The organism is Nocardia sp. CS682 (assembly GCF_004634405.1).
Taxonomy (GTDB): domain Bacteria; phylum Actinomycetota; class Actinomycetes; order Mycobacteriales; family Mycobacteriaceae; genus Nocardia; species Nocardia ninae.
The window spans coordinates 4,506,057-4,529,853 of the sequence record NZ_CP029710.1; the positions used below are offsets into that span (position 1 = coordinate 4,506,057).

The 23,797-nt window shown below is 68.2% G+C and carries 19 protein-coding genes; 12 read left to right on the forward strand and 7 right to left on the reverse strand.

Annotation, left to right across the window (positions count from 1 at the left end; all coding sequences use genetic code 11):
• Positions 1-2 precede the first annotated feature (2 nt).
• A complete protein-coding gene (locus tag DMB37_RS20370; protein WP_135234077.1) occupies positions 3-1,340 on the reverse strand; it encodes an AarF/ABC1/UbiB kinase family protein in 1,338 nt (445 codons plus the stop codon).
• A gap of 138 nt (positions 1,341-1,478) precedes the next feature.
• Positions 1,479-2,255: a GntR family transcriptional regulator gene (locus DMB37_RS20375; RefSeq protein ID WP_135234078.1), complete on the reverse strand. Its 777-nt coding sequence runs from the start codon at positions 2,253-2,255 to the stop codon at positions 1,479-1,481.
• Positions 2,256-2,496: 241 nt separating this feature from the next.
• On the opposite strand from DMB37_RS20375, the gene DMB37_RS20380 reads away from it, so the two are divergent.
• The 4 genes from DMB37_RS20380 (at position 2,497) to DMB37_RS20395 (ending at position 6,160) form a co-directional block, all read left to right on the forward strand.
• On the forward strand, positions 2,497-3,852 hold the full coding sequence (locus DMB37_RS20380) for an AarF/ABC1/UbiB kinase family protein (protein WP_135234079.1): 1,356 nt from the start codon (positions 2,497-2,499) through the stop codon (positions 3,850-3,852).
• A 174-nt stretch (positions 3,853-4,026) separates the two neighbouring features.
• Complete coding sequence (locus DMB37_RS20385; protein ID WP_135234080.1) at positions 4,027-4,413, forward strand: hypothetical protein; 387 nt, start codon at positions 4,027-4,029, stop codon at positions 4,411-4,413.
• Positions 4,414-4,617: 204 nt separating this feature from the next.
• Positions 4,618-5,403 carry a 2OG-Fe(II) oxygenase family protein gene (locus tag DMB37_RS20390; RefSeq protein ID WP_135234081.1) on the forward strand — a complete coding sequence of 262 codons (786 nt, stop codon included), beginning with the start codon at positions 4,618-4,620 and terminating at the stop codon, positions 5,401-5,403.
• The gene (locus DMB37_RS20395) at positions 5,390-6,160 is read left to right on the forward strand and encodes an SDR family NAD(P)-dependent oxidoreductase (protein ID WP_240771583.1); all 771 of its coding nucleotides are present in this window, start codon (positions 5,390-5,392) and stop codon (positions 6,158-6,160) included. The genes DMB37_RS20390 and DMB37_RS20395 overlap by 14 nt, the downstream gene beginning before the upstream one ends.
• Positions 6,161-6,163: 3 nt before the next feature.
• Here the strand turns inward: DMB37_RS20395 and DMB37_RS20400 are convergent, their stop codons facing one another.
• Positions 6,164-7,009 carry an SDR family NAD(P)-dependent oxidoreductase gene (locus DMB37_RS20400; protein WP_240771584.1) on the reverse strand — a complete coding sequence of 282 codons (846 nt, stop codon included), beginning with the start codon at positions 7,007-7,009 and terminating at the stop codon, positions 6,164-6,166.
• A 77-nt stretch (positions 7,010-7,086) separates the two neighbouring features.
• Positions 7,087-7,986, reverse strand: a complete 900-nt coding sequence (locus tag DMB37_RS20405; RefSeq protein ID WP_135237704.1) for a polysaccharide deacetylase family protein — start codon at positions 7,984-7,986, stop codon at positions 7,087-7,089.
• Positions 7,987-8,258: 272 nt separating this feature from the next.
• On the opposite strand from DMB37_RS20405, the gene DMB37_RS20410 reads away from it, so the two are divergent.
• The gene (locus tag DMB37_RS20410; protein WP_135234082.1) at positions 8,259-10,631 is read left to right on the forward strand and encodes a lysylphosphatidylglycerol synthase transmembrane domain-containing protein; all 2,373 of its coding nucleotides are present in this window, start codon (positions 8,259-8,261) and stop codon (positions 10,629-10,631) included.
• Here DMB37_RS20410 and DMB37_RS20415 read toward each other — a convergent pair.
• Complete coding sequence (locus DMB37_RS20415) at positions 10,628-11,344, reverse strand: class I SAM-dependent methyltransferase (protein WP_135234083.1); 717 nt, start codon at positions 11,342-11,344, stop codon at positions 10,628-10,630. The two genes, DMB37_RS20410 and DMB37_RS20415, sit on opposite strands and share 4 nt — an antisense overlap.
• A 110-nt stretch (positions 11,345-11,454) precedes the next feature.
• On the opposite strand from DMB37_RS20415, the gene DMB37_RS20420 reads away from it, so the two are divergent.
• Positions 11,455-12,039: a TetR/AcrR family transcriptional regulator gene (locus DMB37_RS20420; protein ID WP_240771585.1), complete on the forward strand. Its 585-nt coding sequence runs from the start codon at positions 11,455-11,457 to the stop codon at positions 12,037-12,039.
• Between the two features lie 8 nt (positions 12,040-12,047).
• Here DMB37_RS20420 and DMB37_RS20425 read toward each other — a convergent pair whose 3' ends face one another.
• Positions 12,048-13,019, reverse strand: a complete 972-nt coding sequence (locus tag DMB37_RS20425) for a nitronate monooxygenase family protein (RefSeq protein WP_135234084.1) — start codon at positions 13,017-13,019, stop codon at positions 12,048-12,050.
• A 341-nt stretch (positions 13,020-13,360) separates the two neighbouring features.
• Between DMB37_RS20425 and fadD5 the strand changes: the two genes are divergently transcribed.
• The 3 genes from fadD5 (at position 13,361) to DMB37_RS20440 (ending at position 16,097) form a co-directional block, all read left to right on the forward strand.
• Positions 13,361-14,932: a fatty-acid--CoA ligase FadD5 gene (gene fadD5, locus DMB37_RS20430; RefSeq protein ID WP_135234085.1), complete on the forward strand. Its 1,572-nt coding sequence runs from the start codon at positions 13,361-13,363 to the stop codon at positions 14,930-14,932.
• 27 nt (positions 14,933-14,959) lie between these two features.
• A complete protein-coding gene (locus DMB37_RS20435; RefSeq protein ID WP_135234086.1) occupies positions 14,960-15,565 on the forward strand; it encodes a cysteine hydrolase in 606 nt (201 codons plus the stop codon).
• A gap of 115 nt (positions 15,566-15,680) precedes the next feature.
• Positions 15,681-16,097: a hypothetical protein gene (locus DMB37_RS20440; RefSeq protein ID WP_135234087.1), complete on the forward strand. Its 417-nt coding sequence runs from the start codon at positions 15,681-15,683 to the stop codon at positions 16,095-16,097.
• Between the two features lie 37 nt (positions 16,098-16,134).
• On the opposite strand, the gene DMB37_RS20445 is transcribed toward DMB37_RS20440, so the two are convergent.
• The gene (locus tag DMB37_RS20445) at positions 16,135-17,094 is read right to left on the reverse strand and encodes an MBL fold metallo-hydrolase (RefSeq protein WP_240771586.1); all 960 of its coding nucleotides are present in this window, start codon (positions 17,092-17,094) and stop codon (positions 16,135-16,137) included.
• Between the two features lie 154 nt (positions 17,095-17,248).
• Between DMB37_RS20445 and DMB37_RS20450 the strand changes: the two genes are divergently transcribed.
• Genes DMB37_RS20450 through DMB37_RS20460 form a run of 3 tightly spaced genes read left to right on the forward strand, consistent with a single transcriptional unit; the run spans position 17,249 to position 23,780 of the window.
• Positions 17,249-17,488: an acyl carrier protein gene (locus tag DMB37_RS20450; protein ID WP_135234088.1), complete on the forward strand. Its 240-nt coding sequence runs from the start codon at positions 17,249-17,251 to the stop codon at positions 17,486-17,488.
• A complete protein-coding gene (locus DMB37_RS20455) occupies positions 17,485-22,068 on the forward strand; it encodes an SDR family NAD(P)-dependent oxidoreductase (protein ID WP_135234089.1) in 4,584 nt (1,527 codons plus the stop codon). The genes DMB37_RS20450 and DMB37_RS20455 overlap by 4 nt, the downstream gene beginning before the upstream one ends.
• Complete coding sequence (locus DMB37_RS20460) at positions 22,065-23,780, forward strand: fatty acyl-AMP ligase (RefSeq protein ID WP_135234090.1); 1,716 nt, start codon at positions 22,065-22,067, stop codon at positions 23,778-23,780. Before DMB37_RS20455 ends, DMB37_RS20460 begins: the two co-directional genes overlap by 4 nt.
• The last annotated feature ends 17 nt before the right edge of the window (positions 23,781-23,797 follow it).

Consider the following 23,797-nt stretch of genomic DNA (forward strand, 5'->3'; position numbering starts at 1 on the left):
GATCAGGCCGCGGCGCCGTCTGCACCGAAACCGGGCAGCCAGCGCGCGACCAGCTCGACGAACGGTCCTTCCGCGTCGAGCTGGGCGCACACCCCGACGACGCCGGCGAAGACCCGGCCGAGCATGGCCAGCTCGGGAATCTCGGCGGGCGCCTTGACCGCCCGGGTGTTGGCCAGCGACACATTCTTCATGTCCAGCGCGCGAGCGGTGTGCCCCTGCAACAGTTCTCGGCTGATGTGCACGCTCTCGCCACTGATCTGCGCCACGATCGGCGCGACCAGCCGCTCGATCGGGCCCAGCTCCAACGCATGGCCCGGCCGCACGAAACCGTTGTCGCGCAGCACGATCGCCAACTGTTCGTAATCCTCGCGCACCGCACAGCGAGCCAATTCCCCGATCACCGGCGGAATGCCTTCCGGCAGTGCGATGGACGCACCGAAGTCGATGATCCCGAGGCGCCCGTCGTCGAGCAGCTGGAAGTTGCCCGGATGCGGATCGCAATGCAGGTACCCGGCCCGGACCGGCGAGGACAGCGAGAATTCGACGAGCAGTCGGCCCGCTCGATCGCGCTGTTCCTTGGTGCCGTCGGCGATGATCGCGGCCAGCGGAGTGGCCTGCATCCATTCCGAGACAAGCACTTTCGGAGCACTGGCGATCACCCTGGGCACCTGGAAGGCCGGGTCACCGGCGAAGACCTTGGCGAAACGCCGCTGGTGATCGGCCTCGATCCGGTAGTCGAGCTCGTCGGCGGTGCGGTCGATGAACTCCGCGATCAGCGCCTTGGCATCCGCGCCCGGCATCATGAGACCGAAAGCGCCGGAGAACATCTGGAGCATCTTCAAGTCCGACATCAGGGCCGTGTCCGCGCCCGGGTACTGCACCTTCACCGCGACGGTGCGCCCGTCGCGCCAGACCGCGCGGTGCACCTGCCCGATGCTGGCCGCGGCGACCGGCTCGTCGTCGAACTCGGTGAAGCGTTCGCGCCAGCGGGAGCCGAGTTGTTCGGCGAGCATGCGGTGCACGGAACTGGTCGGCATGGGCGGCGCCTGCGACTGCAGCTTGGTGAGCGCGTCGCGGTAGCGGTCGGCGAAGCGAGGCGGAATGCTGGCCTCGGCCACGCTCAGCGCCTGGCCGAGTTTCATCGCGCCGCCCTTGAGTTCGCCGAGCACAGCAAACATCTGGTCGGCGGCCTTGTCGATGAGCTCGTCGTCGAGTTCGTCGCGCGATGCGCCGGTCATCATCGCGCGCCCGGTCGCGGTGACCCGGCGGGCCATGATGCTCATCGGCAGGCCGGCCAACTTCGCCGACCGCGCCAAGCCCTTACGCCTGCTGCCTGCCATGTTTCCCTCGCTTCGTTGCGTGCCCTTTACCCTATTCTGTCTGGGACAGTGAGGCAATGGGGCAATACGGCCGCACGAGTCGCATGGACCGCGCGAAACAGCAAGGGGTATCGGGACTGTGCGGCGAGGAAGACGCCGTCAGGCGGTCGCCGCGTGTCCGTTGTCGACTTGCCCATCCGTCGCGCCGACCAGCTCGTCGAAGCGCAGGATCACCCGCTCGTGGTACATCCCGAACAGATCCTCGAACAGCGCGACCTGCGCGTCGGACGGCCCGGAACCGGAGTCCCACACCGCCGCGAGCGCCCGCCAGACCAGCACGTGCAGATCCGGCGCGCCCGCGAAGAACGCCTCGACCGCCTCCGGCACCTCGAGCACCATCTCGCCGACCGAGTTCATGATGGCCCGCTGCATGGTGAGCCCCAGCGCGGTGAGCAGCCTGCGGACCAGCCCAACCTCGATGGCCAGAATCTGCCGCAGGTCCGGATCATCCTGTCGGGCAATGGCTTCCAGCTTGTCGATCTCCGCCTTGAGGACGGCCTGATCGATCGCCTGCTCGCTGCCGGTGTAGGCGAGCAGCGTCTCCATCACGATGCCGCGCTCGACATCGACGATGTCGCGGAACATCTCGGTCGCGACGTCGGGCATCGGAATCGAGAACCGGAACAGCTGCCGATACACATCGACGCCACCGGCCTCGCGGACATCGCGGATGGTGAAACCCTTGCCGCGGCGCGCCTCGACGAATCCGTTCGTCTCCAGCCGTCCCAGCGTCAGCTGCGCGGTCGCCCGGTTCATGTCGAACTCTTCGGCCACCTGCCGCACGGACGGCATGAGATCCCCCGGCTGATACTCCCCCGCGGCAACCCGGCGTGCCAACTCATCGGCAACGTCGGCGACTACCGTCTGGGATCCCATCGAAGTCACCTTTCGACTACGTTCGAATACGTCCCAGACAGTCTAAGGCCTACTGTGCCAGACTGCACGTGTGTAACACTGGTCGGCGCACAGTGTGAGGTGAGTCATGGCGATCCGGCGCAGCGGCGACAGTTCAAACGAGGGTTCAGCGAGCAAGCGCTCGCGCCTTTTTGCGTCGAGGTCCGACGGCAAACCCCCAGTTCGCACCGCTGTTCGCAATGCGAAGCTCGCCGCACTGCCCTTGGCCTTCGCCGGTCGGCAGGCCGCGGGCGTCGGTAAACGCGCCCTCGGCAGATCGTCCGAAGAAGTCAATCGAGACATCCAATTGCGCACCGCCCAGCACATGTTCGAGGTGCTCGGTGAGTTGAAGGGCTGCGCCGCGAAACTCGGTCAGCTGCTTGCGATTTACGAACTGGCACTGCCGCCGGAACTCGCCGAACCGTATCGGATCGCGCTGAGCCGGCTGCAGGACGCGGCCCCCGCCATGCTGCCGCGGACCGTGCACGAGGCCATCGCGGCCAGCATGGGTGCGGACTGGCGCGACAGCTTCCAGGAATTCGACGATCGACGGGCGGCCGCGGCCTCGCTCGGCCAGGTGCACCGCGCCGTGTGGCACGACGGCAGAGCGGTCGCGGTCAAGGTGATGTACCCCGGCGGCCGCCAGGCGGTGGAGGGCGATCTGGAGCAGCTGCGCCGGATCTCGCATCTGGCCACCGTCTTCCTGCCCGGCGCCGACGTCAAGGCGGTCACCGAGGCGATCTGCGACTGCGTCCGGGAGGAACTGGACTACGCGGCCGAGGCCGAATATCAGCGCGCCTTCGCCGTGGCCTACGCGGACGACCCGGACTTCTACGTCCCCGAGGTGGTCGCGCAGTGCGGCGACGTGCTGATCACCGAGTGGGTCGAGGGCACCCCGCTCACCAGGATCGTGGCCACCGGTGCGCAGGCCGAGCGCGATCGGGTCGGCATGCTCATGGTTCGTTTCGTCACCTCCGGCTGGGGACGGCACGGGCTGCTCTATGCCGATCCGCATCCCGGTAACTTCCGGGTGCTGCCCGACGGACGGCTCGGCGTGGTCGACTTCGGGGCCTGCTGCGCCTGGCCCCCGGAGGGTTTCGAGGAACTGGCGATCGACTACTGCAAGGCCTTCTTCACCGGCGGCGGGCCGGAGCAGCTGGCGGCGGCGACCCGGCGGCACGGCTTCGTCACCTTCGGACGCGCGTTCGACAGCGATGCGCTCTACGCCGTTGTCGAACCGTGCAGTGAGCCGTTCAAGCACGCGACCTATCGGATGACGACGCCGTGGCTGCGCAAGCAGGTGCTGCGCACCACCAATCCGCGGTTGTCGAACGTGGTGCGCGAGATGACGATGCCCGCCTACTTCACGCCGTTCGCGCGGGCCGCGCTCACGCTGGTCGGAGTGCTGAGCCAGCTGGAGACCGAGGGGCCCTACCGCGAGGAGATCCTGCGCTGGATGCCGATGCTGGCCGAGGCGCTCGGCACGCTCGAGGATCCCGACCCGGACCGGCCGGTGGACTTGGCCACGGTGCGCGAGCAGCGAGCCGAGGCTGCGGATCGCCAGATGTCGGTCGGCTGAGACCGGGCTGCCCCCTACGAGCGGGGTATGACACCTACCGAGACATGCTGTCTCAGACAGTGCTAGGGTTTGGGTACCTACGTGTCAGCTACGCGGGGAGCCGGCCGCCAGTCGGCCGAGATCGTCCGCAGTCGCTGGCTGAGCATCCGTACCCAGCGAACACCGAGGAGAAGCATGGGCAGAATCATCGGCCGTCGTAAGCGCCGCAAGGCAAGCCGAGCGCTCGCGGCGGGCAGTCCGCCGCAGCATCCCGTCGCGCTCCCGCCGCGCAAGCCGGACAGCCTGCGCGCGCGGGCTTTCGGACTCGGACTCGCCGGTACCGGCGCGGCACATTTCACGGCCCCGCAGGCCTTCGATCCGCTGACCGCGCGTGCCTTTCCCCGCGCCACCCGCCGCTGGACCTATCGCAACGGGCTCACCGAAGTAGTACTGGGACTGGCGATCACCTTCCGGCGGAGCAGGCCGCTCGGCTCCGTCGGCTTCATCGCCTACCTCGCTTTCCTCGCCGCACGGTTCTCCGGCGCCCGGCCGGTCGAACAGTCCGGCACGGTCGCGTGGTGACCGGCCCGGCCTGACAACCGGCACGGTCGCGAATTCCGGAACACGAGGGGTTGCCGGAAATCGGACCGCGCGCCTTCCCGCTGTCCCGACCACTCCCACCGATGCGCACCGCCCACCCACCCGCGCACAAAACGCACACCAGCGGCGACTGCGTGCACCGCGCAATATGATCGCGAGTGGTTCGACCGGGAGGGAGTGAGTGATGTGACAACCGAGTCGGTACTCGAGGCGCGCCCGAAGCGCTTCGCGGATCTGTTCGCCCATCGGCGCTGGATCCGGCGCAGCGAGCCGTTCCCGCATGTGTACGCCCGCGACGTGTTCGTGCCGGAGTACTTCGCGCGGATGAGCGAGGACCTGGCCCAGGTGCGTCGCGAAAGCCCCGGCCTGTTCCAGCAGGTGGCGGCGAACTACAGCGCCGACGGCATCAGCCTGGCCAATCTGCGGGGCACCGCGTTCGACGTGTTCGCCTCCAGGGACTGGCACGACCTGGTCGCGGGGATCGTCGGCGTCACCGCGACCGGCGACGTCGAGGGGTCGGTGCATCATCACGCGCCGGGCGCCCCGTACGGGTGGCCGCACAATGATCTCAATCCCGCCTGGTTCCCCGGCGCGGCTCCGGGCCCCGACGAGGTGCGGCTGCCTGCCGAGTCGGTGGAGACCAAGTCCGGCAAGCGCGAAGCGGGGGTGCTCGCCCGCGAGTCGATCCGCGCGGTGGCCGTGCTGTTCTACTTCGGCAACCCGGACTGGCAGCCGGGCGACGGCGGCGAAACCGCGCTCTACAACAACCTTTCCGATGGCGAGAAGCTGCCGGACCTGACGCTGATTCCGCCACTGGACAATTCGCTGATCCTGTTCGAAGTCACGCCGCGCACCTGGCACACGTTCGCAGGCGGCAACGTCAAGGACCGCAACAGCGTGGTGATGTGGGTGCACCGGACCAAGGACGACGCGGTGGCCCGCTGGGGAGGGGACAAGATTGTCTACTGGTGAACGCCGGGTCTGTCTGATCACGGGCGCGGGCGGCACGCTCGGCAACGTGTTCTGTCGCTCCTATTACACCGAGTACGACATCGTCGCGGTCTGCCGCACCCGGACGCCTGCGGTGCCCTCGCAGCTGGAGTCGTTCGTCGACCCGCTGGAGCCGGAAAAGCCGGTGCCGGAGAACAATTCGCGAGTCTTCGTGGTCCGCGCCGATCTCACCGTGCCGGGCGAGGTGGAGCGGGTGGTCGATCTCGCGCTCGCCCGGTACGGCAAGGTCGACCTGCTGGTCAACAATGCCGCGCACGTCCAGTTGCAGCCGCGCGGCATCGTCGACGGTGACGCCTCGCTGGAGCAGTTCGATCCGCACTTCACCTTGAATGTCGCGGTGCCGCTGCGGTTCGCGGCGCGGCTGGCGCAGCGCAGCTGGCTGCACACCGGCGCCGAGAATCGCGCGGCGAACCGGAACATCGTCAACGTCTCCAGCATCTCCGGCTCGGAGGTGTATCCGGGGCAGACGCTGTACTCCGCGTCGAAGGCGGCGCTCAATCAGCTGACCCGGAATATCGCCGACGAGTTCGCGGAGTTCGGGGTGCGCGCGAATGCCATCGCGCCCACCACGTTTCCCGCACTGGTACCCACCGAGCAGGTCGCGCAGGCGATCGTCGAACTCGACGGTGGCAGCTTCACCGGCGGGGTGTTCGGCATCGGCGCGGAGCCGAGCGAGCCGGACGGCGCGCCCGCCCAGCTCGCCGAGGCCGAACAGTAACCGCTACCGCGACGCGCCGGTGACCCGCTCGGACAGCTCCCACAGCCGTTGCGCGAGAGCCTGATCCACCGCCTGCTTGTTGCTCGGCGGCTCCAGCTTGAACCGGTGGAAGTAGTGCCCGTTGATGTCGTCGGCGGTGGTTACCAAGTGCACCAACGGTTCCGAGCCTTTCTTCGGACTGATGAAGAACGGCTTGGCCAGCGGGGACCGGATCAGCATGCCGAGGCCGAGCGGCGCGTTGTCGTACACGTGGGTGGCCACCGCGCCGGGGTGGAACGCGGCGGTGACCAGGCCGGTGCCCGCGGTGCGGCGCGCCAGTTCCCGGGTGAACACGATGTTCGCCAGCTTCGACGCCGCGTAGGCGCCCATCTGGTTGAACGACCCGGTGGTCGCGTTGACGGTGTCCAGGTTCAGCTTCGCCATCCGGTAGGTCATGCTCGCGGTGTTGATCACCCGCGCCCGCGACTGCACGAGCCGGTCCAGCAGCAGACTGGTCAGCAGGAACGGGGACAGGTGATTGACCTGGAAGGTCAGCTCGTTGCCGTCGTCGGTGGCGGTCCGCTTCGGCCAGGAACCGCCCGCGTTGTTGGCGAGTACGTCGATGCGCGGATAGCGGTCGAGCAGCTGGTCGGCGAGTTTGCGCACCTCGTCGAACCGGGCGAAGTCGGCCAGGAAGGGCTCCGCACCCGCCTTGGCCGCCACCTCGGCGGTCCGCTCCGGTGACCGGCCGACCACCGCGACGGTGGCGCCGCGAGCGGCCAATGTGGCCGCCGCCTCGGCGCCGATACCGGAGCTCGCACCGGTCACCACCACCGTCTTCCCTGTCAGATCCTGGTCCTGCACAGCCATTCCTGCCTCCTGAACATCGGCCAAACGCGAGCAGCCGGACGTAGTCGATCCCCGGCCTCGTCCGGCCGCGGGTACGCCTAACTGCCCTGATCGTCTTCGGCCCGCGCGGATTCGGCAAGGGGTGACGCGCCCGCGAAGTGCGCGGCGATGTCGTCGGTGGTGGTCGGCCACACGCCGGGATGGTTCACCACGTACTCGAGCGCCTGATCCAGATACTTGGCCCGGAACGCCTGCCCGATGACGAAGGGGTGCAGCGCGAGCGCCATTACCCGGCCACTGTCGGCCGACTCCGCGTAGAGCTGGTCGAGTTGGTCCCGCACGATCCGCACGAAGTCGGGGCCGCTGGTCCCCTTGCCGAGGAACAGGGTGTTGTCGTTCAGCTCGACCGTGTACGGAACGCTCAGCATCTCGGGCACGTTCAGCCGGTACGGCTGGTCGTCGTTGGTCCAGTCCAGCACGTAGCTCAGGCCGAGTTCGGCCAGCAGCGCAGGGGTGTTGAAGGTCTCGGTGAGTGCCGGGCCCATCCAGCCGCGCGGCCTGCGCCCGGTCCCCCGCTCGATCGTCTCGACCACCTCGGTGAGGTAGGCGCGCTCCTGCTCGATCGTCATATCGGCCTGGAAGATCGAGTTGTTCTTCCCGTGCGCCAGCCAAGCCCAGTCCCTGGCCAGGCCCGCCGTGATGATCTGTGGATTGTGCTCGACCACATCGGAATTGAGCAGCACGCTGGCGCGAACGCGGTGCCGGTCCAGGATCTCGGTCAACCGCCAGATGCCCACCCGAGGGCCGTAATCGCGCCAGCCGTAGTTCAACGGGTCGGGGGCGAGGGCGGCGGTCCCGGGAAAGATGCTCGTCGAGGGTCGATCCACCTGATAGTGCTCGACGTTGAGGCCGACGTAGAAGGCGACGCGAGCGCCGTCCGGCCAGCGAATCGGGGCACGGTCGGTGATCGGGCTGTAGTCGTAGAGCTCGTTGTCCATGCGTCGATTCTCGAATCTGACACTCATGTCAGGTTCAACCCCGGCGCGGCGTGAGATACCGCACAGGCCCGCGGATCGGCGGCGATTCGGGCGAGGCAGCCGCGACGCGACGGTGTGTATTCTCCCCGGCGGACGTAAACAACTGATTTCGTCACTACACGGGTAACTCGCCGGGTACGCCCAGAACGCAGCATGCCGTGAACCGCCGGGCCGCGACGGTACGTTGAGCGCACCGAACGACCGGCAAGAGACGCGGAGAGGCGGAGGAGCTCATGCGAGTCGACGGGCGGGAAATCCCGGTAACGGGCAACCTCCTACAACCGCTGATCCGGCGGACGAGCGACATCATTCGCGTGGTGCTCGCGGCGACGTGGGTGGCGATCGTCATCGCGGCCTCGGTGATCACCCGGCCGGAATGGCTTGCGCTGGAACGTTCGGTATCCAACATCGTCGGATTCTTGAACCCCGACCAATCGAATCTGGTGTATCTCGTCTACGGCATGGCGATTCTGGCGCTGCCGTTCGCCATCCTGATCGAATTGATCATCGGCAGGCAGTGGAAACTGCTCGCCGGCTACGCCGCGGCGGGGCTCACCGCAGGGCTGCTGCTCTCGATCACCGGAACGGGCCTCTCGGCGCCGAAATGGCATCTGCAGGTGCCGGATCGGCTCGACACCTTCCTCTCCCAATTCCTGGACGATCCGCGCTGGATCGCGATGCTGGCGGCCGTGCTCACGGTGTCCAGCCCGTGGCTGCCCAACCGGCCCCGGCGGTACCTGTGGTTCCTGCTGCTGGCGTTCGCGCCGATCCATCTGGTGGTCAGCACCGTTGTCCCCGCACGGGCGATGTTCGGCTTGGCCGTCGGCTGGCTGGTCGGCGCGGTCATCGTGCTGGTCGTCGGCACGCCCGCGCTGGAGGTGCCGCTCGACGCCGCGGTGCGGGTGCTGGCCGAACGCGGGCACACGGTTACCAGATTCACCGTGGTGCATCCGGCCGGGCGCGGGCCGCTGGTGCTGGCCGCCGCCATCGACGGGCCCGAACGCGGACTCGTCGTCGAGATGTACGGCAAGAACCAGCGCAGCTTCGGCGCGCTGCGCCAGCTGTGGCGCTGGCTCACCTTCCGCGCCAGCGAAACCGCGGCGATGCACGGGTCCATGCACCGCGCCGTCGAGCATCGCGCGCTGATGACTATCGCCGTCGGCGACCTCGGCCTGGCGAGCAGCACACCGGTCGCCGTCGCGGCGCTGGACCGCGGCTGGATGCTGCACGCGCACACCATGCCCAAGGGCACCCGGATCAGCGAAGCGTCGGTCGAGCAGCTGGCCGGGGTCTGGAAATCGCTCGGCGCCCTGCACCATGGCCAGATCTCCCACGGCGACCTGCGCCCGACCGAGATCCGAATCGACAACGGCACCACGCTGTTCGGCGGCTTCGCCAACGCCGAGTACGGCGCCTCGGACAAGCAGCAACAATCCGATATCGCCCAGCTGCTGGTGTCCACCACCGCGATCTTCGGCAAGGAACCCGCGGTCGCCGCGGCCATCGAATCCCTGGGCAAGGAGCCGGTCATCGCCGCGGCGAGCCGGCTCGCCAAGTCCGCCATGCCCGCCGGGTTGCGCAAGTCGGTGCCCGGCTGGAAGGACGCGCTGGCCGACGCGCGCGACGAGGTGCGCAAGCAGACCGGCCAGGACAAGATCGAGGCCGAACAGATCACCCGGTTCACCCGCAACCAGATCATCCAGCTGGTGCTGCTGATCGGGCTCGTCTACGTCGCGTACCCGTTCATCAGCGCGGTGCCGACGTTCTTCACCCAGCTCAAGACGGCCAACTGGTGGTGGGCACTGCTCGGACTCGCCGTCTCCAGCCTCACCTATATCGGTGCGGCGGCGGCACTGTGGGCCTGCGCGTCTGGCGCGGTGAGCCTGAAGAACCTGGTGATCATGCAGATCGCCAACACCTTCGCCGCGACGACCACCCCGGCCAGGGTCGGTGGACTCGCGCTCAGCGTGCGGTTCCTGCAGAAGGGTGGCGTCGGCACGGTGCGCGCCACCGCGGCGGTGGCGCTGCAGCAGGCGGTCCAGGTGATCACCCACCTGTGCCTGCTCGCCGTGTTCAGCATCGCGGCGGGCACCTCCGCGGATCTCTCGCACTTCGTGCCCGATGCCACGGTGCTGTATCTGATCGCCGGTGTCGGCGTCGGCATCATCGGCACCTTCATGTTCGTGCCGAAATTGCGCCGCTGGCTCAATAATTCGGTGCGCCCGCAATTGCAGGAGGTACTCGGCGAGCTCGCCCAACTGGCGCGCGATCCCAAGCGCTTCTCGGTGATCATTCTCGGCTGCGCCGCGATCACCCTCGGCATGGCCGGGGCGTTGTGGGCCAGCGTGGAAGCCTTCGGCGGCGGCACCACCTTCATCACCGTCACCATCGTCACCATGATCGGCGGCACGCTGGCCTCGGCGGCGCCGACACCCGGCGGTGTCGGCGCCGTCGAGGCGGCGCTGATCGGTGGTCTGGGCGCCTTCAACGTGCCGCTGGACATCGCGGTGCCCTCGGTGCTGCTCTACCGCGTGCTCACCTGCTGGCTGCCGGTGCTGTGCGGCTGGTTCACCATGCGCTGGCTGGCGTCGAAGGACATGATCTAGACCTCAGCCGGCTTGGTGGCCAGCAGGACTCCCGTCGCAGGCTGGACGGCGTGGAAGGTCACGGTGGCGAATCCGGCCGTGGTCAGCATGTCTCGATAGCGGCGAATATCCACCGCCGCCAACGGATCCGCGTGGTGATCCGAGCCGATCTCGTCATGCGTGCGGCGCGCGGCGGCGCGTGCCATTACCCGGACCACGGCGGGCAATACCCGGCCCGTCGGATGGGTATCGGCCAGCAGTAGCGTGCCGCCGGGCCGCAGTATCCGGAACATGTGCGCGACGGCCGCCGCGCGGTGCGCCTCCGGGATATGGTGCATGGCGAAGGTCGAGGTGACCACGTCGCAGGAAGCGTCGGGCAGCGGTAGCGTCTGTGCGGCACCGAGTTCGAATCGGCAATTCGGCACCGCACGGGAATGCCGGGTCGCGAACTCGATCATTTCCACGGCCGGATCAATGCCGACAGCAGTACCGTCGGGGCCGACTCGTGCGGCCAGCGCTCGGACGAGATCACCTGGCCCGCAACCGATATCGGCTACCGCATGGCCGGGGGCCGCACCACTGAGGACGACCAGCCTGGCGTTGAGGCGGTTACCTCGACCGAGTAGAAATAGAGCCTTGAATATGCGGTAACGCCGCGGCTCGGTAAGCAGAACACCGGTTTCGGTGTCATGGTGGCCCTGTCGAATGGAAGACTGGGGTGCGTTTTTGGTCATGTGTTCATGGTCGGGAGGGGCCGCCACTTCGACCAGAGGCAAAACCACGGAAACCGTTCCATTCGGGACGGATTCGCGACATTTGTACGGGAGGCACATTGTCGTCGGAAGTGAAAAGACTGACGGGCAGCACGGATCGCCGGGTACGGCGGACCAAAAGCCTGCTGCATCGGGCGTTGATCGAACTCATGCTGGAGCGCGGTTACGACCGAATCTCGGTGCGCGACATCTTGCACCGGGCCGATGTCGGACGGTCCACGTTCTACGCGCACTTCCGCGACAAGGACGACCTGCTGCTGCTGAGCAGCACCGACTACCTGCGGGCCGCCGTGACCGCACCCGGCGCCGACACAGGTGCGGACGCCGCGACGCCGCTGGCCCCGGTGCACACGCTGTTCCAGCTGGCCGCGGCGAATCCCGAGGTGTACCAAGCCCTGCTCGGTCGCAAGAGCGGTGCGTTGCTGCTGCGGACGACGCGGGAGATGGTCGCCGAGATTCTCGCCGAACGCCTCGCCGAGCAGCTCGACATGGACGAGGCCGAGTTCGCCGCGACCATGACGTTTCTGTCTTGGGGCGTGGTCGGGGTCCTCGGCGCGATCGCCGACGCCGACCCGCCGCTCTCGCCCACCGAGGCGTACCGGCGCCTGGTGCAACTGATCGGACCCGGCCTGTCCGGCCGGGTCCGATCAGGCTGAGCAGGGCCTCAGGCGACCACGCCTGCGAGCCGGGCGGTGATCAAGGCTTCGGCCTCGCTGACCATGCGGCTGATGAGCTCCGCGCAGGTGGGGATGTCGTGAATGAGGCCCTGCACCTGACCGGCGCTCCAGATGCCCGCGTCGAGGTCGCCCTCCTCGAAGACGCGGCGGCCGCGGGCGCCTGCGACCAGGTCGCGCACGTCTTCGAAGGTGCCGCCCGCCTTCTCGATTTCGACGACCTTGCGGCTGATCTCGTTGTCCGCGACGCGGGCGGTGTTGTGCATGGTGCGGAAGATCAGTTGGGTGTCGCGTTCGGTGTGCGCGACGATCTGCTCCTTGACCTTCTGGTGCACCGCGGACTCCTGCGTGCACAGGAAGCGGGTGCCCATGTTGACCCCGTCCGCACCGAGGGCGAGGGCGGCGACCAGGCCGCTGGCGTCGGCGAAACCGCCGGACGCGACCATCGGAATGTCGAGCACCCGTGCGGCGGCCGGGATCAGGATCAGGCCGGGCACGTCGTCCTCGCCGGGGTGGCCCGCGCATTCGAACCCGTCGATGCTGACGCCGTCGACGCCGATCCGCTGCGCCTTCAGCGCGTGCCGCACGCTGGTGCATTTGTGCAGCACCTTGATGCCCGCGTCCTTGTAGTACGGCAGGAACGGTTCCGGATTGCTGCCCGCCGTCTCGACGATCTCGACGCCGCTGTCGATGATCGCCTGCACGTACTCGGCGTAGGGCGGCGGGTTGATCGACGGCAGGATGGTGACGTTCACGCCGAACGGCTTGTCGGTCAGCTCTCTGGTGCGGGCGATCTCGCGGCGCAGGTCCTGCGGCGTCGGCTGGGTGAGCGCGGTGATGAAGCCGAGCCCGCCCGCGTTCGCGACGGCCGCGACGAGCTCGGCGCGGCCGACCCACATCATTCCGCCCTGCACGATCGGGTGTTCCACACCGAAGGTCTCGGTGAACCTGGTCCGCAGCATTGCGCTCTCCTCTGCCTCGCGCGGGCGTGCCAGTTCGCCCGAAGACCTGAATGGTGACACGAGGATCCACTCGGGTTCAACCCATAAGTGAGCCAGCATTCGCATCTGGATGTCACGCTTGAGCCTTTGACCGCCCGCTTCGGCGAGCGGAAGTTCAGGGAAACTACCTGCTGAAGCGCCATTTTCCGGATAGAGCGGTGCGTCGGCCGAATTAACCGCGATTCATTACTTGATCTCTTGCCGCTGCGCTAAGTTACTTGTTATTCTGCTCGCAGTTCAGCCCGTCACAGTTGTCGGCCACCCCGGCGGACGCAGGTGACGGTCCGAGAGGAGTTCGTGGCATGACCACCGGTGCGCAGGCGCTCGACGAGCCGCTCAGGTCGCGGCGCAACCACTGGAACAACCAGATCGCCGGGCACGCGCAGATGCGGCCCGACGCGGTCGCGCTGCGCTTCCGAGGTGCGGACACCACCTGGCGGCAATTGCACGAGCGTTCGCTGAAGTTCGCCGACGCGCTCGCCCGCCGCGGCGTCGGCTTCGGCGATCGGGTGCTGATCCTCGCGCTGAACTACCCCGAATACATCGAGGCCGTGTTCGGCATCAACGCGCTCGGCGCCATCGCGGTCCCGGTCAACTTCCGGCTCACGCCGCCCGAGGTCGCCTACATCGTCAGTGACAGCGGCGCGAAGGCGATCGTCACCGACACCGTGCTGCAACCGCTGGCCACCGCCGTGCGGGCGCAATCCGCCACGCTGGAAACATGTTTCGTGATCGGCGGGGCAACCGCGGACGGCGTGCTCGGCTTCGACGACGTGCTCGCCGAGGGCGGTACGCCGCACACCCCGCTCGACATTCCCGAAGACACCCCGTCGCTGATCATGTACACCTCGGGCACCACCGGCAGTCCCAAGGGTGCGATCCTGTCGTACGCGAACATGAATTCCCAAGCGCTGACCGTCATTCGGGCTCTCGCGACGGAGCAGAGCTCGATCGGCTTCTGCACCTCGCCGCTGTTCCACATCGCCGGACTCGGCAGCCTCGCACCATGTTTCCTGCTCGGTGCGAAGACCGTGCTGCATCCGCTCGGCGCGTTCGACCCCACCGAATTCCTCGACGCGATCGAGCAGGAGCAGGCGACCAGTGCGTTCTGCGTGCCCGCCCAGTGGCAGGCCATCTGTGCCGAGCCGACGGTCAAGGAGCGCAAGCTGGCGCTCACCGCGCTCAGCTGGGGCGCCGCGCCCGCCTCGGACACGGTGCTGAAGGCGATGGCCGAGTGCTTCCCGAACGCCTTCAATGTGGCGGTATTCGGTCAGACCGAGATGTCGCCGATCACCTGCGTGCTCGAGGGCAAGGACGCGCTGCGCAAGCTCGGTTCGGTCGGCAAGCCCATCCCGACCATCCAGGCCAGGATCGTCGACGACGAGATGAACGATGTCGCACCCGGCGAGGTAGGCGAGATCGTCTATCGCGGGCCGACGCTCATGCAGGGCTACTGGAACAAGCCCGAAGCGACGGCGGAGGCGTTCGCGGGCGGCTGGTTCCACTCCGGCGACCTGGTCAGCCAGGACGAGGAGGGCTTCATCTGGGTGGTGGACCGCAAGAAGGACATGATCATCTCCGGCGGCGAGAACATCTACTGCGCCGAGGTGGAGAACGTGCTCTTCGCCCACCCCAAGATCCGGGAGGCCGCGGTGATCGGCCGGGCGCACGAGAAGTGGGGCGAGGTGCCGGTCGCCGTCGTCGCGCTCAACAGCGCCGAGGACGAGCTCACCCTGGACGAGCTGACCGCGTTCCTCAATGAGAATCTGGCCCGCTACAAGCATCCCAAGGATCTGGTGCTGGTCCAGGAACTACCGCGCAATGCCAGCGGCAAGGTTGTGAAAGGCCAACTGCGCAAAGATTATTCATCCTGATTCCGGGCAGCTGAGTATGGTCGTGGGATGGCGAACCCTCGGATCCGCGCGGCCGTACTCGCTCTGCACTGGCAGGTGAATGTCATCAAGCCCGACGGGTTTTTCGGGCCGATGCTCGCGGAGCCGGTGGCGGCCAGCGGGGTCGTCGCGCGTGCGGTGGCGTTTCACGACGCCGCCGCCGCGCGCAAGATCCCGGTGGTCTTCACCCGGTTCACCATTCCGGTGGGCGAGGGGGAGTTGGTGCGCAATACCGGGTTCATGCGCTCGGTAGGCGCGGCGCAGACCGAGTTCCGGCCGGATTCGCCGGGTAGCCGGCTCATTCCCGAGATGGCGGCGCAGGCGGCCGAGGTCTTCGACAACCAGAAGCTGTCCGGGCTGGCGGGCAGCGCATTGCCGGAGTGGCTGGCGGGCCAGGGCATCGATACCCTGTTCATCACCGGTGTCGCGACCAACTTGACGGTGGAGCAAACGGCAAGGCACGCCACCGATCTCGGCTTCACCGTGCACGTGCTGGCCGACTGCACGGTCGCTGCCGACGTGGCAGCACACGAGGCTTCGCTGGCCGATCTCGAGCTCGTCACCGCGGGTTCGCTGACCGCGGCACAGGCGCTGGATCTGACCGGCCGGCACTGACATTCGTGGCACAGCACCGTGCTTGAATGATTCCGGCAACATGACAGCTACGGTCGAATGTTGGTGGACCATCGCCGCTTCGGCCGCTCCGCCCACCGGATCAGGAGCCAGCTCGGTGAAATCCACCCACCTCGCGGTTTTCGCCGCGACCGCCCTAGCGGTAGTAGCAGTCTGCTCGACCGGCTGCGGCAACAGCGAGCAAGACCACTCGGCGCACGCCACCTCGACCACCGCCGCCCTGGCGTCGTCCTCGACCGCGCCGACCACGCCCTCCGCCGAAATCATCGAGGACGTCAACTGCGGCCCCGTCACCGACGCCGGCGGTGGCACCCGCACCGTCATCGCGGTCGGCAGCACGGCGGGCCGCGTCGGCTGCACCGAAGCGATCACCGTGGCAACGACATACGTGACAACGATCAGCAACACCGAAGCCCAAACCGTCGACGGCTGGCAGTGCAAAGCTCAACCCGACCCTGCCATTCCCTCCAGCTGCTCGAAGGACGGCCTCGTCATCGCCCTGCGCGCACATTGATGCCGGCGACGAATCCACGCCCGACGCGAGGTTCAGCTCAGGCCCGGGCCAAGACGGCGTCGTAGTCGTGGCTGGCGATGACCTCGATGCCGGCCGGGAGGGCGTGCAGGCGTTGGATGGTGCGGAAGGCGGCGTCGCGGTCGGCATCGAAGAGGTTGCCGGGCATGGGGGCCTTCTCGCGGATCAGGCTGATCTGCAGGGTGTTCCAGACGGCGTCGCCGGCGAGCAGGACTCGGGTGCCGTCCTCGACTGCCAGCAGGACGCCGATGCTGCCGGGAGTGTGCCCTGCCAGGTCGACGAGGATGACGGCGCCGTCGCCGAATACATCATGGCTGCGTGGGAAGGTCAGCACCGGCGGGCCGTCCAGTTCCACCGGCGCGATGGCCTGGCCGCGCAACGGCTCGCGGATGACGCCGATCGGAGCCTCGTCGCCGTGCATCGCCCAGTCGTATTCCATCGCGGGGACCCTGAGTTCGATCGAGTCCGGTAGTTCGAGCAGGCCCGCGACATGATCCCAGTGCAGGTGGGTAGCCAGGGTGAAGTCGATGTCGGTGGGGGCGAGATCGCGGGCGGCGAGCGCGTTGCTCAGTCCGAGGACCGGCTTGTCGGGAGACACCAGCTTGCCTACCGGAAAGGGGTGACCGGGCAGGACGCGCTCGTGTACGTCGGAGCAGATGGCGGGATCGACGAGGAATCTGGCCTGCGGATGCTCGATCAGGAAGGCGCCCATCGACATCGGCAACTCGCGCAGGCTGCGCACCCCCTCGGCAACGATGATGGCGGGCGCGGCCATCGTCGCCTGCGGCAGCGCGGTCAACCGGACCGCCGCGCTGGCCTTCGGGGCGGGCGCGTCCGCCAGGCCGGCCAGAAACGCCGTGTCGGGCTGCCGCGGGCGGAGCAGCCGACCGGGTGTCGCGGCCAGCGCGGCGCAACAGCGGGCCAGCGTGCGGAGGGTTCCAGGGCGGCCATCGGCCAGGCGTGCGGAGTTTTCGCTCACCTCGCCACGGTAGGTGATGGGTGTTCGCGACGCATGCCGCGCAAGAGACTCTTCTCCACAGTGCGATATCTCGGCATAATCGCGGGGGGTACCTGGGCGGTCGAGACGAGCCGCCGTTGCGGGGGTAGTACGTCTCGGGATGGATCGGAGCTCGATGGTACGCAGTCGTGCGGCGCTCACCACCACGGCGGTCACGGCCGTGGCGGAGCTGCTCGGCGTCGATGCGACCGCCGTCTGCACCGACGCGCCGTTCACCGATCTCGGCCTGAACTCCACCCAATTGGCGCGGTTGACGGCACGCCTCGAGGACGCGATGGGGGTGGAGGTTTCGCTCACCGCGATGTACGACTACCCCGACATAGACCGGCTGGTCGAGTATCTCGCGATGCGATGACGGGGCCCGGGGTATCCATCATCGGGATCGGTTGCCGCGTGCCGGGAGCCGAAGGCGGCGACATCCGGCTGCTGCGGGGGCGCGACGCCACCGGTCCGAAAACGGACGCGCCGCGCGATGAATATCCGGACGACACCGCGTGGTTCGACAACGAATGGTTCGCCATCGCCGACCAGGCAGCGGCGCTGCTGGATCCGCGGCAGCGGATGGCCATGGAGGTCGCGGTCGAGGCCATCGATGACGCCGGTGTCGGCTATCGCACCAGAGGTTCGGGGGCTGCGGTGCTCTTCGGCTACGACCACAGCGCGGTGCTGGGCCGGGATGGATTCGACGTACCGCACGCCGGCACCGCGCTCGGCGGCGTCGCCGCTCGGTTGTCCGCGGTGCTGCAGCTACACGGGCCGAGTCTCGTGGTGGACAGCGTGGGTTCGTCGTTGGTAGCCGTCGACTTGGCGGTTCGGCTGCTGGTCGACGAGGCGGTGCCGTTCGCCGTCGTGGGCGGGGTCGATCTGCCGATACCCACATCGAACTACCGCCCGGAGAACGGAGTCCGTGCACCGGACTGCCTTGCTGAGCCGGCAGATGGTGCGGCACGCCGCGGCGCCTGCGCCGTGGTGGTCATGCAGCGCACCGACCATGCGGTGCGCGAAGGCAATCGGATATACGCGGAGCTCGCTGCGACATCAGGTTCCGTTGTTGCACAGGGCATTTCATTGTCAACCGAACAGCTCCGGAATGGCTCGACGGCCTCCGATGACGTGCACCTTACGGCCGACGCAGGCCTGATCGGACTGATCGAGGCGGCACTGTCTGTTCACGACCGAGTCGACACGGTTACGGCCGGTGCGCGCAGTCCACAGGTGTCCACCGCGCCTGTCGACCGGACCGCTGCGCGGCCGAGCGAAACCCACTGGGGCGTCGGCACATTCGATACCGAGGCCGCGCATGTACTGCGCCGCATCGAGACACCCCCGGTGGTCCGCGGCGACGATCCTCCCGTGCTCATCCCCATCACCGGGCGCGACGCCGGCGAACTGAGCGCACAGGCGCTCCGGCTCGCCGACCGATTCGAATCCGGCACCGAGCCGTTGCGCGAAATCGCCTCCGTTGCCTCGAGATTAATGCCGGAGCAGATACGGGCGTGCGTGTTGGCCGACGATCGCGACGATGCGGTGCATCGGCTACGCGCACTCGCAGACGGCGATCCGAGCAGAGCGGTGATCGGTCCGTCCCCGGTTCGAAGGCCGGGCGGACTGTTGTTCTTGTTCACCGGTCCAGGCGAACAACATCTCGCCATGGGACGGGCACTCGCCGCCCGGCACAGCGCATTCGCGGCCGCGTTGACCAGAGTCGCCGACGCGATCGTCACGGCGGGCGGCCCGCGGGTCTGGACGCCACGGCACGGCTTCGCCATCGGCGCTGCGAGCAAGGGAAACGGCTCATGCGCCCTCGCCCATCCCGCGATTTTCGCGTTCCACTTGGCGATGGCGGAATTGCTCGCGACGTGGGGTATTCGCCCGGATGCGGTCGTGGGGCACGGTCTCGGCGAGATCGCCGCGGCCGTGGTCGGCGGCGCGCTGTCGCTGCCGGATGCGGCGCGGGTCGTGCTGCGGCGCAGCGCGATCCTGTCCGAATCGGTGGACAGCGATGCGGTAGCCCTGCTGCTCGCACCGTCGCATCAGGTGGTGAAACTGGTGGAGCCGATGCGCGCACAGGTCACCGTCGCGGCGATCAACGGTCCGCGGTCGGTGGTCGTCTCGGGCACCCCGCGCTACATCGATACGCTGGTGCGGCGGGCCAAGCGCCGCGAACTGCCCGTGCTGCGGCGCACCGACGAGTCCGCCGCGTACCCGCGCCTCGCCACCGTCCCTGCGGAGTTCGTCGAATCGCTCGCCGACTTGGCACCGATGGCACCGCACACTCCCCTGTACTCCACCACCCGCCGCGGCGAGCTGATCGATACCGCAGTGCTGGACGGCAAGTACTGGGCCGAGAACGTTGCGCGGACAGTCGATCTCGCCGCCGCGCTGGAGCGGGCCGCCGCGGCCGGGCTCTCGACGGTGCTGGAGCTCGCGCCACATCCCTCGCTGCTTCCGGCGGTCGAGGAGTACCCCGAATTCCATGGCGGCGCTCACCTGGTCGCGACTCGTGCCGACGAGGCCGGCGCCTTCCTGACCTGCCTGGCCCGACTCCACCTGGAAGGGCGACCGGTCGACTGGTCCGCGCAAGGCCCGTTCCGCACCGCACCACGGCGGGTGTGGCGCAAGCGCCGATTCCCCCTGGCTACCGACACAGCGGCACCGGCGTGGACCGAATCCGCTTTCGCACCAAATGATCTCGCGGATCACGTGATCAACGGCGTACCGACCGTGCCCGCGACCTTCTGGCTGCTCGGGCTGTTGAATGTGACCCGCACCGGCGCCGCTGCCGCGACGATGGTGACCGACTTCGTGATGCACGAGCGGCTCGATCTCGCGGCACTGCCCACGGTCCGCTATCGCAGGGACGGCGAGGGAAGTGTACGGGCGGAGGTCACGGCGGCCGCAGCGCTGGCATCGGCGCGGCCCGGCGGCGACCCCACGCCCGCGGATATCGTCGCATGGATGCGGGTGGTGGATGCCAACCGGGCTGGGCGGCACCGCATGCGGGTCATCGCGCCGGCCGCCTTCTACGATGCGCTGCGCGAGCTGCGGCTGGAGTACGGGCCGCGTTTCCGCGTGCTGCGCGGCATCGCGACGGGTCCCGACCGGGCGGTCGGTGTGTTCGACGCCGCTGAAACGCGTAGTGCCGCAACGTTGAGTGGCTGCTTGCATCTGCTCGGTGCGATTGTCTTCGATGAGATGCCCACGGGGTCGAGCCCGCTGTCGATCGGGATCGACTCCGTCTGGCTGTCGGCCGAACCGAATCGGGTCGTGCTCGAGGCGCACGCGTTGCTCCGCGAGCGCACCGGCACCGGATTCAGCGGTGACGTCATCGGCACCGACCAGCACGGTGTGCCGTGTCTGGCAATGTCCGGCGTGCATCTCCGGTTTGCCGAACCCAGCACTACCGCAAGACTTTCCGACTGCACGCAAGGTAACGAGCGATGGGCGCCCTTCCGCCAGGAGATGTGGGAGCCGCGCGACCCTGACCTCTTAGGCATAGCGAGTTCCGCCCCCGACCACCCGATCGCCGCGCGCACCTTGATAATCGGTGATTCGGAACTGGCTATCCGGTTGTCCGACACACTGGCGACCACCCTGCCCACCGAGCGGGTGGCTCGCGAACCCGACGCCGCGAGGCCCTTCATCACCGCTTTGCCGATGTCGCGCGCCGATAGCGCGCACACCGCGGTCGTCCTCGTTTGGCCAGCCGAAACAGCGTCGTCTGCAACGCTGTCCGACCCCATCGGTCCCGGCCGGAATGCCACCGCGACCGCCTGCCGGGTACTCGATCTGCTCCAGCGTGTGCATGCCGATGCTGGCACCGCGTCCCTGACGGTCGTGCTGCCGGAACCCGTCGGACGAACGACCGCGTCCGGGCTGTTGAGCACCGATCCCGATGCATTGGCGGCTGCACCGGCCATCGCGGGTCTGGTTCGCTCCTTGCAACTCGAATCCGACCTTCCGGTGCGCCTGGTCTGGACCGACGCGGATCCCGGGAACGTCGCACCGTTGAGTCGACTCGTTGCTCGGGGACCGGCCGACTCGACCCGGCTCCTCGACGAGGTACGGCTCCGGGCAGGTACTTTCGCCATCCGCCGCTTCGCCCCCGCACAGCTCCGTCCTGCCCCGACCGCCACGGTCGACGCCACCGGCACCTACGTGGTCACCGGCGGTTTGGGTGCGGTCGGCGCGGTCGCGGTGCGCTGGCTGCTCGATGCCGGGGCACGCGACGTGGTGGTGCTCACCCGCGCGCCCCGTCCGGTGCCCGCACTGCTGGACGGACTGGAGGACCGGATCGTCATCGTCCGCTGCGACGCCGCCGATCGACGCGATCTCGCCAACGCGCTCAACGACATCCGGGAATGCGGCTCGACCATCCGCGGTGTCGTGCACGCCGCGGGAACAGCGGCCGAGACAACCTTCGACGCGACCACCCCCGGGCAACTAGCTGCGGTGTTTTCACCCAAGCTGACCGCGGCAGGCAATCTGATCGGACTGACCTCGGCCGACCCGACCGACTTCATTCTGCTGTTCTCCTCGGCCACCGGCGCACTCGGCGCACCGGGCCGGGCGGCCGAGGCCGCCGCCAACGCCGCGATGGACTCCCTCGCCCTGGCGCATCCGGGGCGGGGCGTGCTCAGCATCGGCTGGGGTGCGTGGGCGACAGGTTCGGCGGTACCGCCGCGGCAGGCGGGCATGGCGGCCTTCGACACCCGCAATGCGGCCACGCTGCTGGGCGAGGCACTGCGGTTCGCCGGGTCATACCTGTTGGCGCTCGACTACACCCCGTCCGCCGACACCGCACCCATGGCGGCACGGCTGTCGAATCTGCTTGCTCCCATGGCGGCTTCGTCCGAGCACACCCACACGGCCGAACGCCATCCACCCGACACCCTCGGCCTGCTGGTCGACGCACACCTCGGCGAGGCCCCATGACCGCCTGCAACAGCCTCGCCGCACGGATCGCCGAGTGGGCCGCGTCCCGGCCGGACACGGTGGCCTGCACCGAACTGCGCTACCGGATACACGAGCGGCTGCCCGTCGACATGACCTACGCCCGCTTGCACACCGCCGCAGGCGAGCTCGCCGAACGCATCCGGGACGGCAGCGCACCGGGCGATCGAGTCGCCATCCTCTGCGCGCACGGACTCGACTATGCCGTCGCGTTTCTCGCCTGCCTGTACAGCAATCGCATTGCGGTGCCGTTGTTCCCGGCGGCCGGTACCCGCAACAAGGAGCGGCTGCTCGCGGTACTCGCCGACGCACGGCCCACGCTCGCCTTGCTCTCCCACGGCGACTCCACCAGTTCGTCCGTACTGGGCCCCATGCTCGGCCAGGTACTCGAACTCCCGTCGGATGTCACTGCGCCGTCGGCGGATTCGCCCGAACCGGTCATCGATCCGATCCGGGCCGAACTCGCCTACCTGCAATACACCTCGGGCTCCACCCAGTCGCCCGCCGGCGTGCGAGTCACCCACGCGAACATGACGACGGCACTGGAACAACTCTGTCAGGCGCTGGAACCCTCGCCGGACAAGCCCATCCTGACCTGGCTGCCGTTCTTCCACGACATGGGTCTCATCCTCGGCCTGGCGCTGCCGCTCTATTGCGGCGTGCTCGGTGTGACGATGTCACCCTCGGAGTTCGTGAAGCGCCCGATCCGGTGGCTGCGCGCCGTCAGCGACTACCGTGCGGGGATCACGGGTGTACCTAATTTCGGCTTGGCCCTTGCGGTTTCGGCGACTACACCGGAGGAGCGGGCCGGGCTCGACCTGTCCTGCCTCGACATGCTGCTCAACGGCTCCGAACCCATCCGGGCCGAGGCCCTCACCGAATTCACCGCGACGTTCGCCGAGTACGGCTTCCGGCATCAGGCGCACACGCCCGGCTTCGGCCTGGCGGAAGCGACACTGACCGTCACCATCGGTGACTGGCGAAAACCGCCGGTGGCACAGCACTTCGACCGCGGTGCGCTCGCCGAGGGCCGTGCGGTGCCGCATGCCGCCGCACCGCCACCGCTCGGCGGTGCGCCGCTGGTCGGCTGCGGCGCACCGATCGGTCAGGACGTGCGCATCGTGCACCCGCTGTCCTGCGTCGAACTGCCCGTCGGCCGGGTCGGCGAGATCTGGGTCGCGGGCGCCAATGTGTGCGACGGCTACCACGGCAGACCCGACGCCACCGCCGAGACCTTCCATGCCACGCTGCGCGGCAGCGACGCCCGCTGGCTGCGCACCGGGGACCTCGGCTTCTGGTTCGACGGTCAGCTCTACATCGCGGGACGCCGCAAGGACGTCATCGTGGTGGACGGGCGCAATCACTTTCCGGTCGATATCGAGGCGACGGTCGAGAGCTGCGCCGCCGCGATCCGGCCCGGCCATGTGACGGCGTTCGGACACGACGACGGGCGCCGCGAGGATCTGGTGATCGTCGCCGAACTGACCGCCGCCGAGACCATCGAGCCCGCCGAACTCTCGGCGCTGGCCCGCCGGATCCGCGCCGAGGTCGCCGCCGCGCACGAGGTGATACCCGGTGCCGTCATGCTGGTCGAGCCTGGACGCATACCCAAGACGACCAGCGGGAAGCTGCGTCGCGGTGAGTGCAGGGCCCGCTATATCGCCGGTCAGCTCGAGCCGGTGGCCATGATCTGAGCTCGGCCGAAACACCG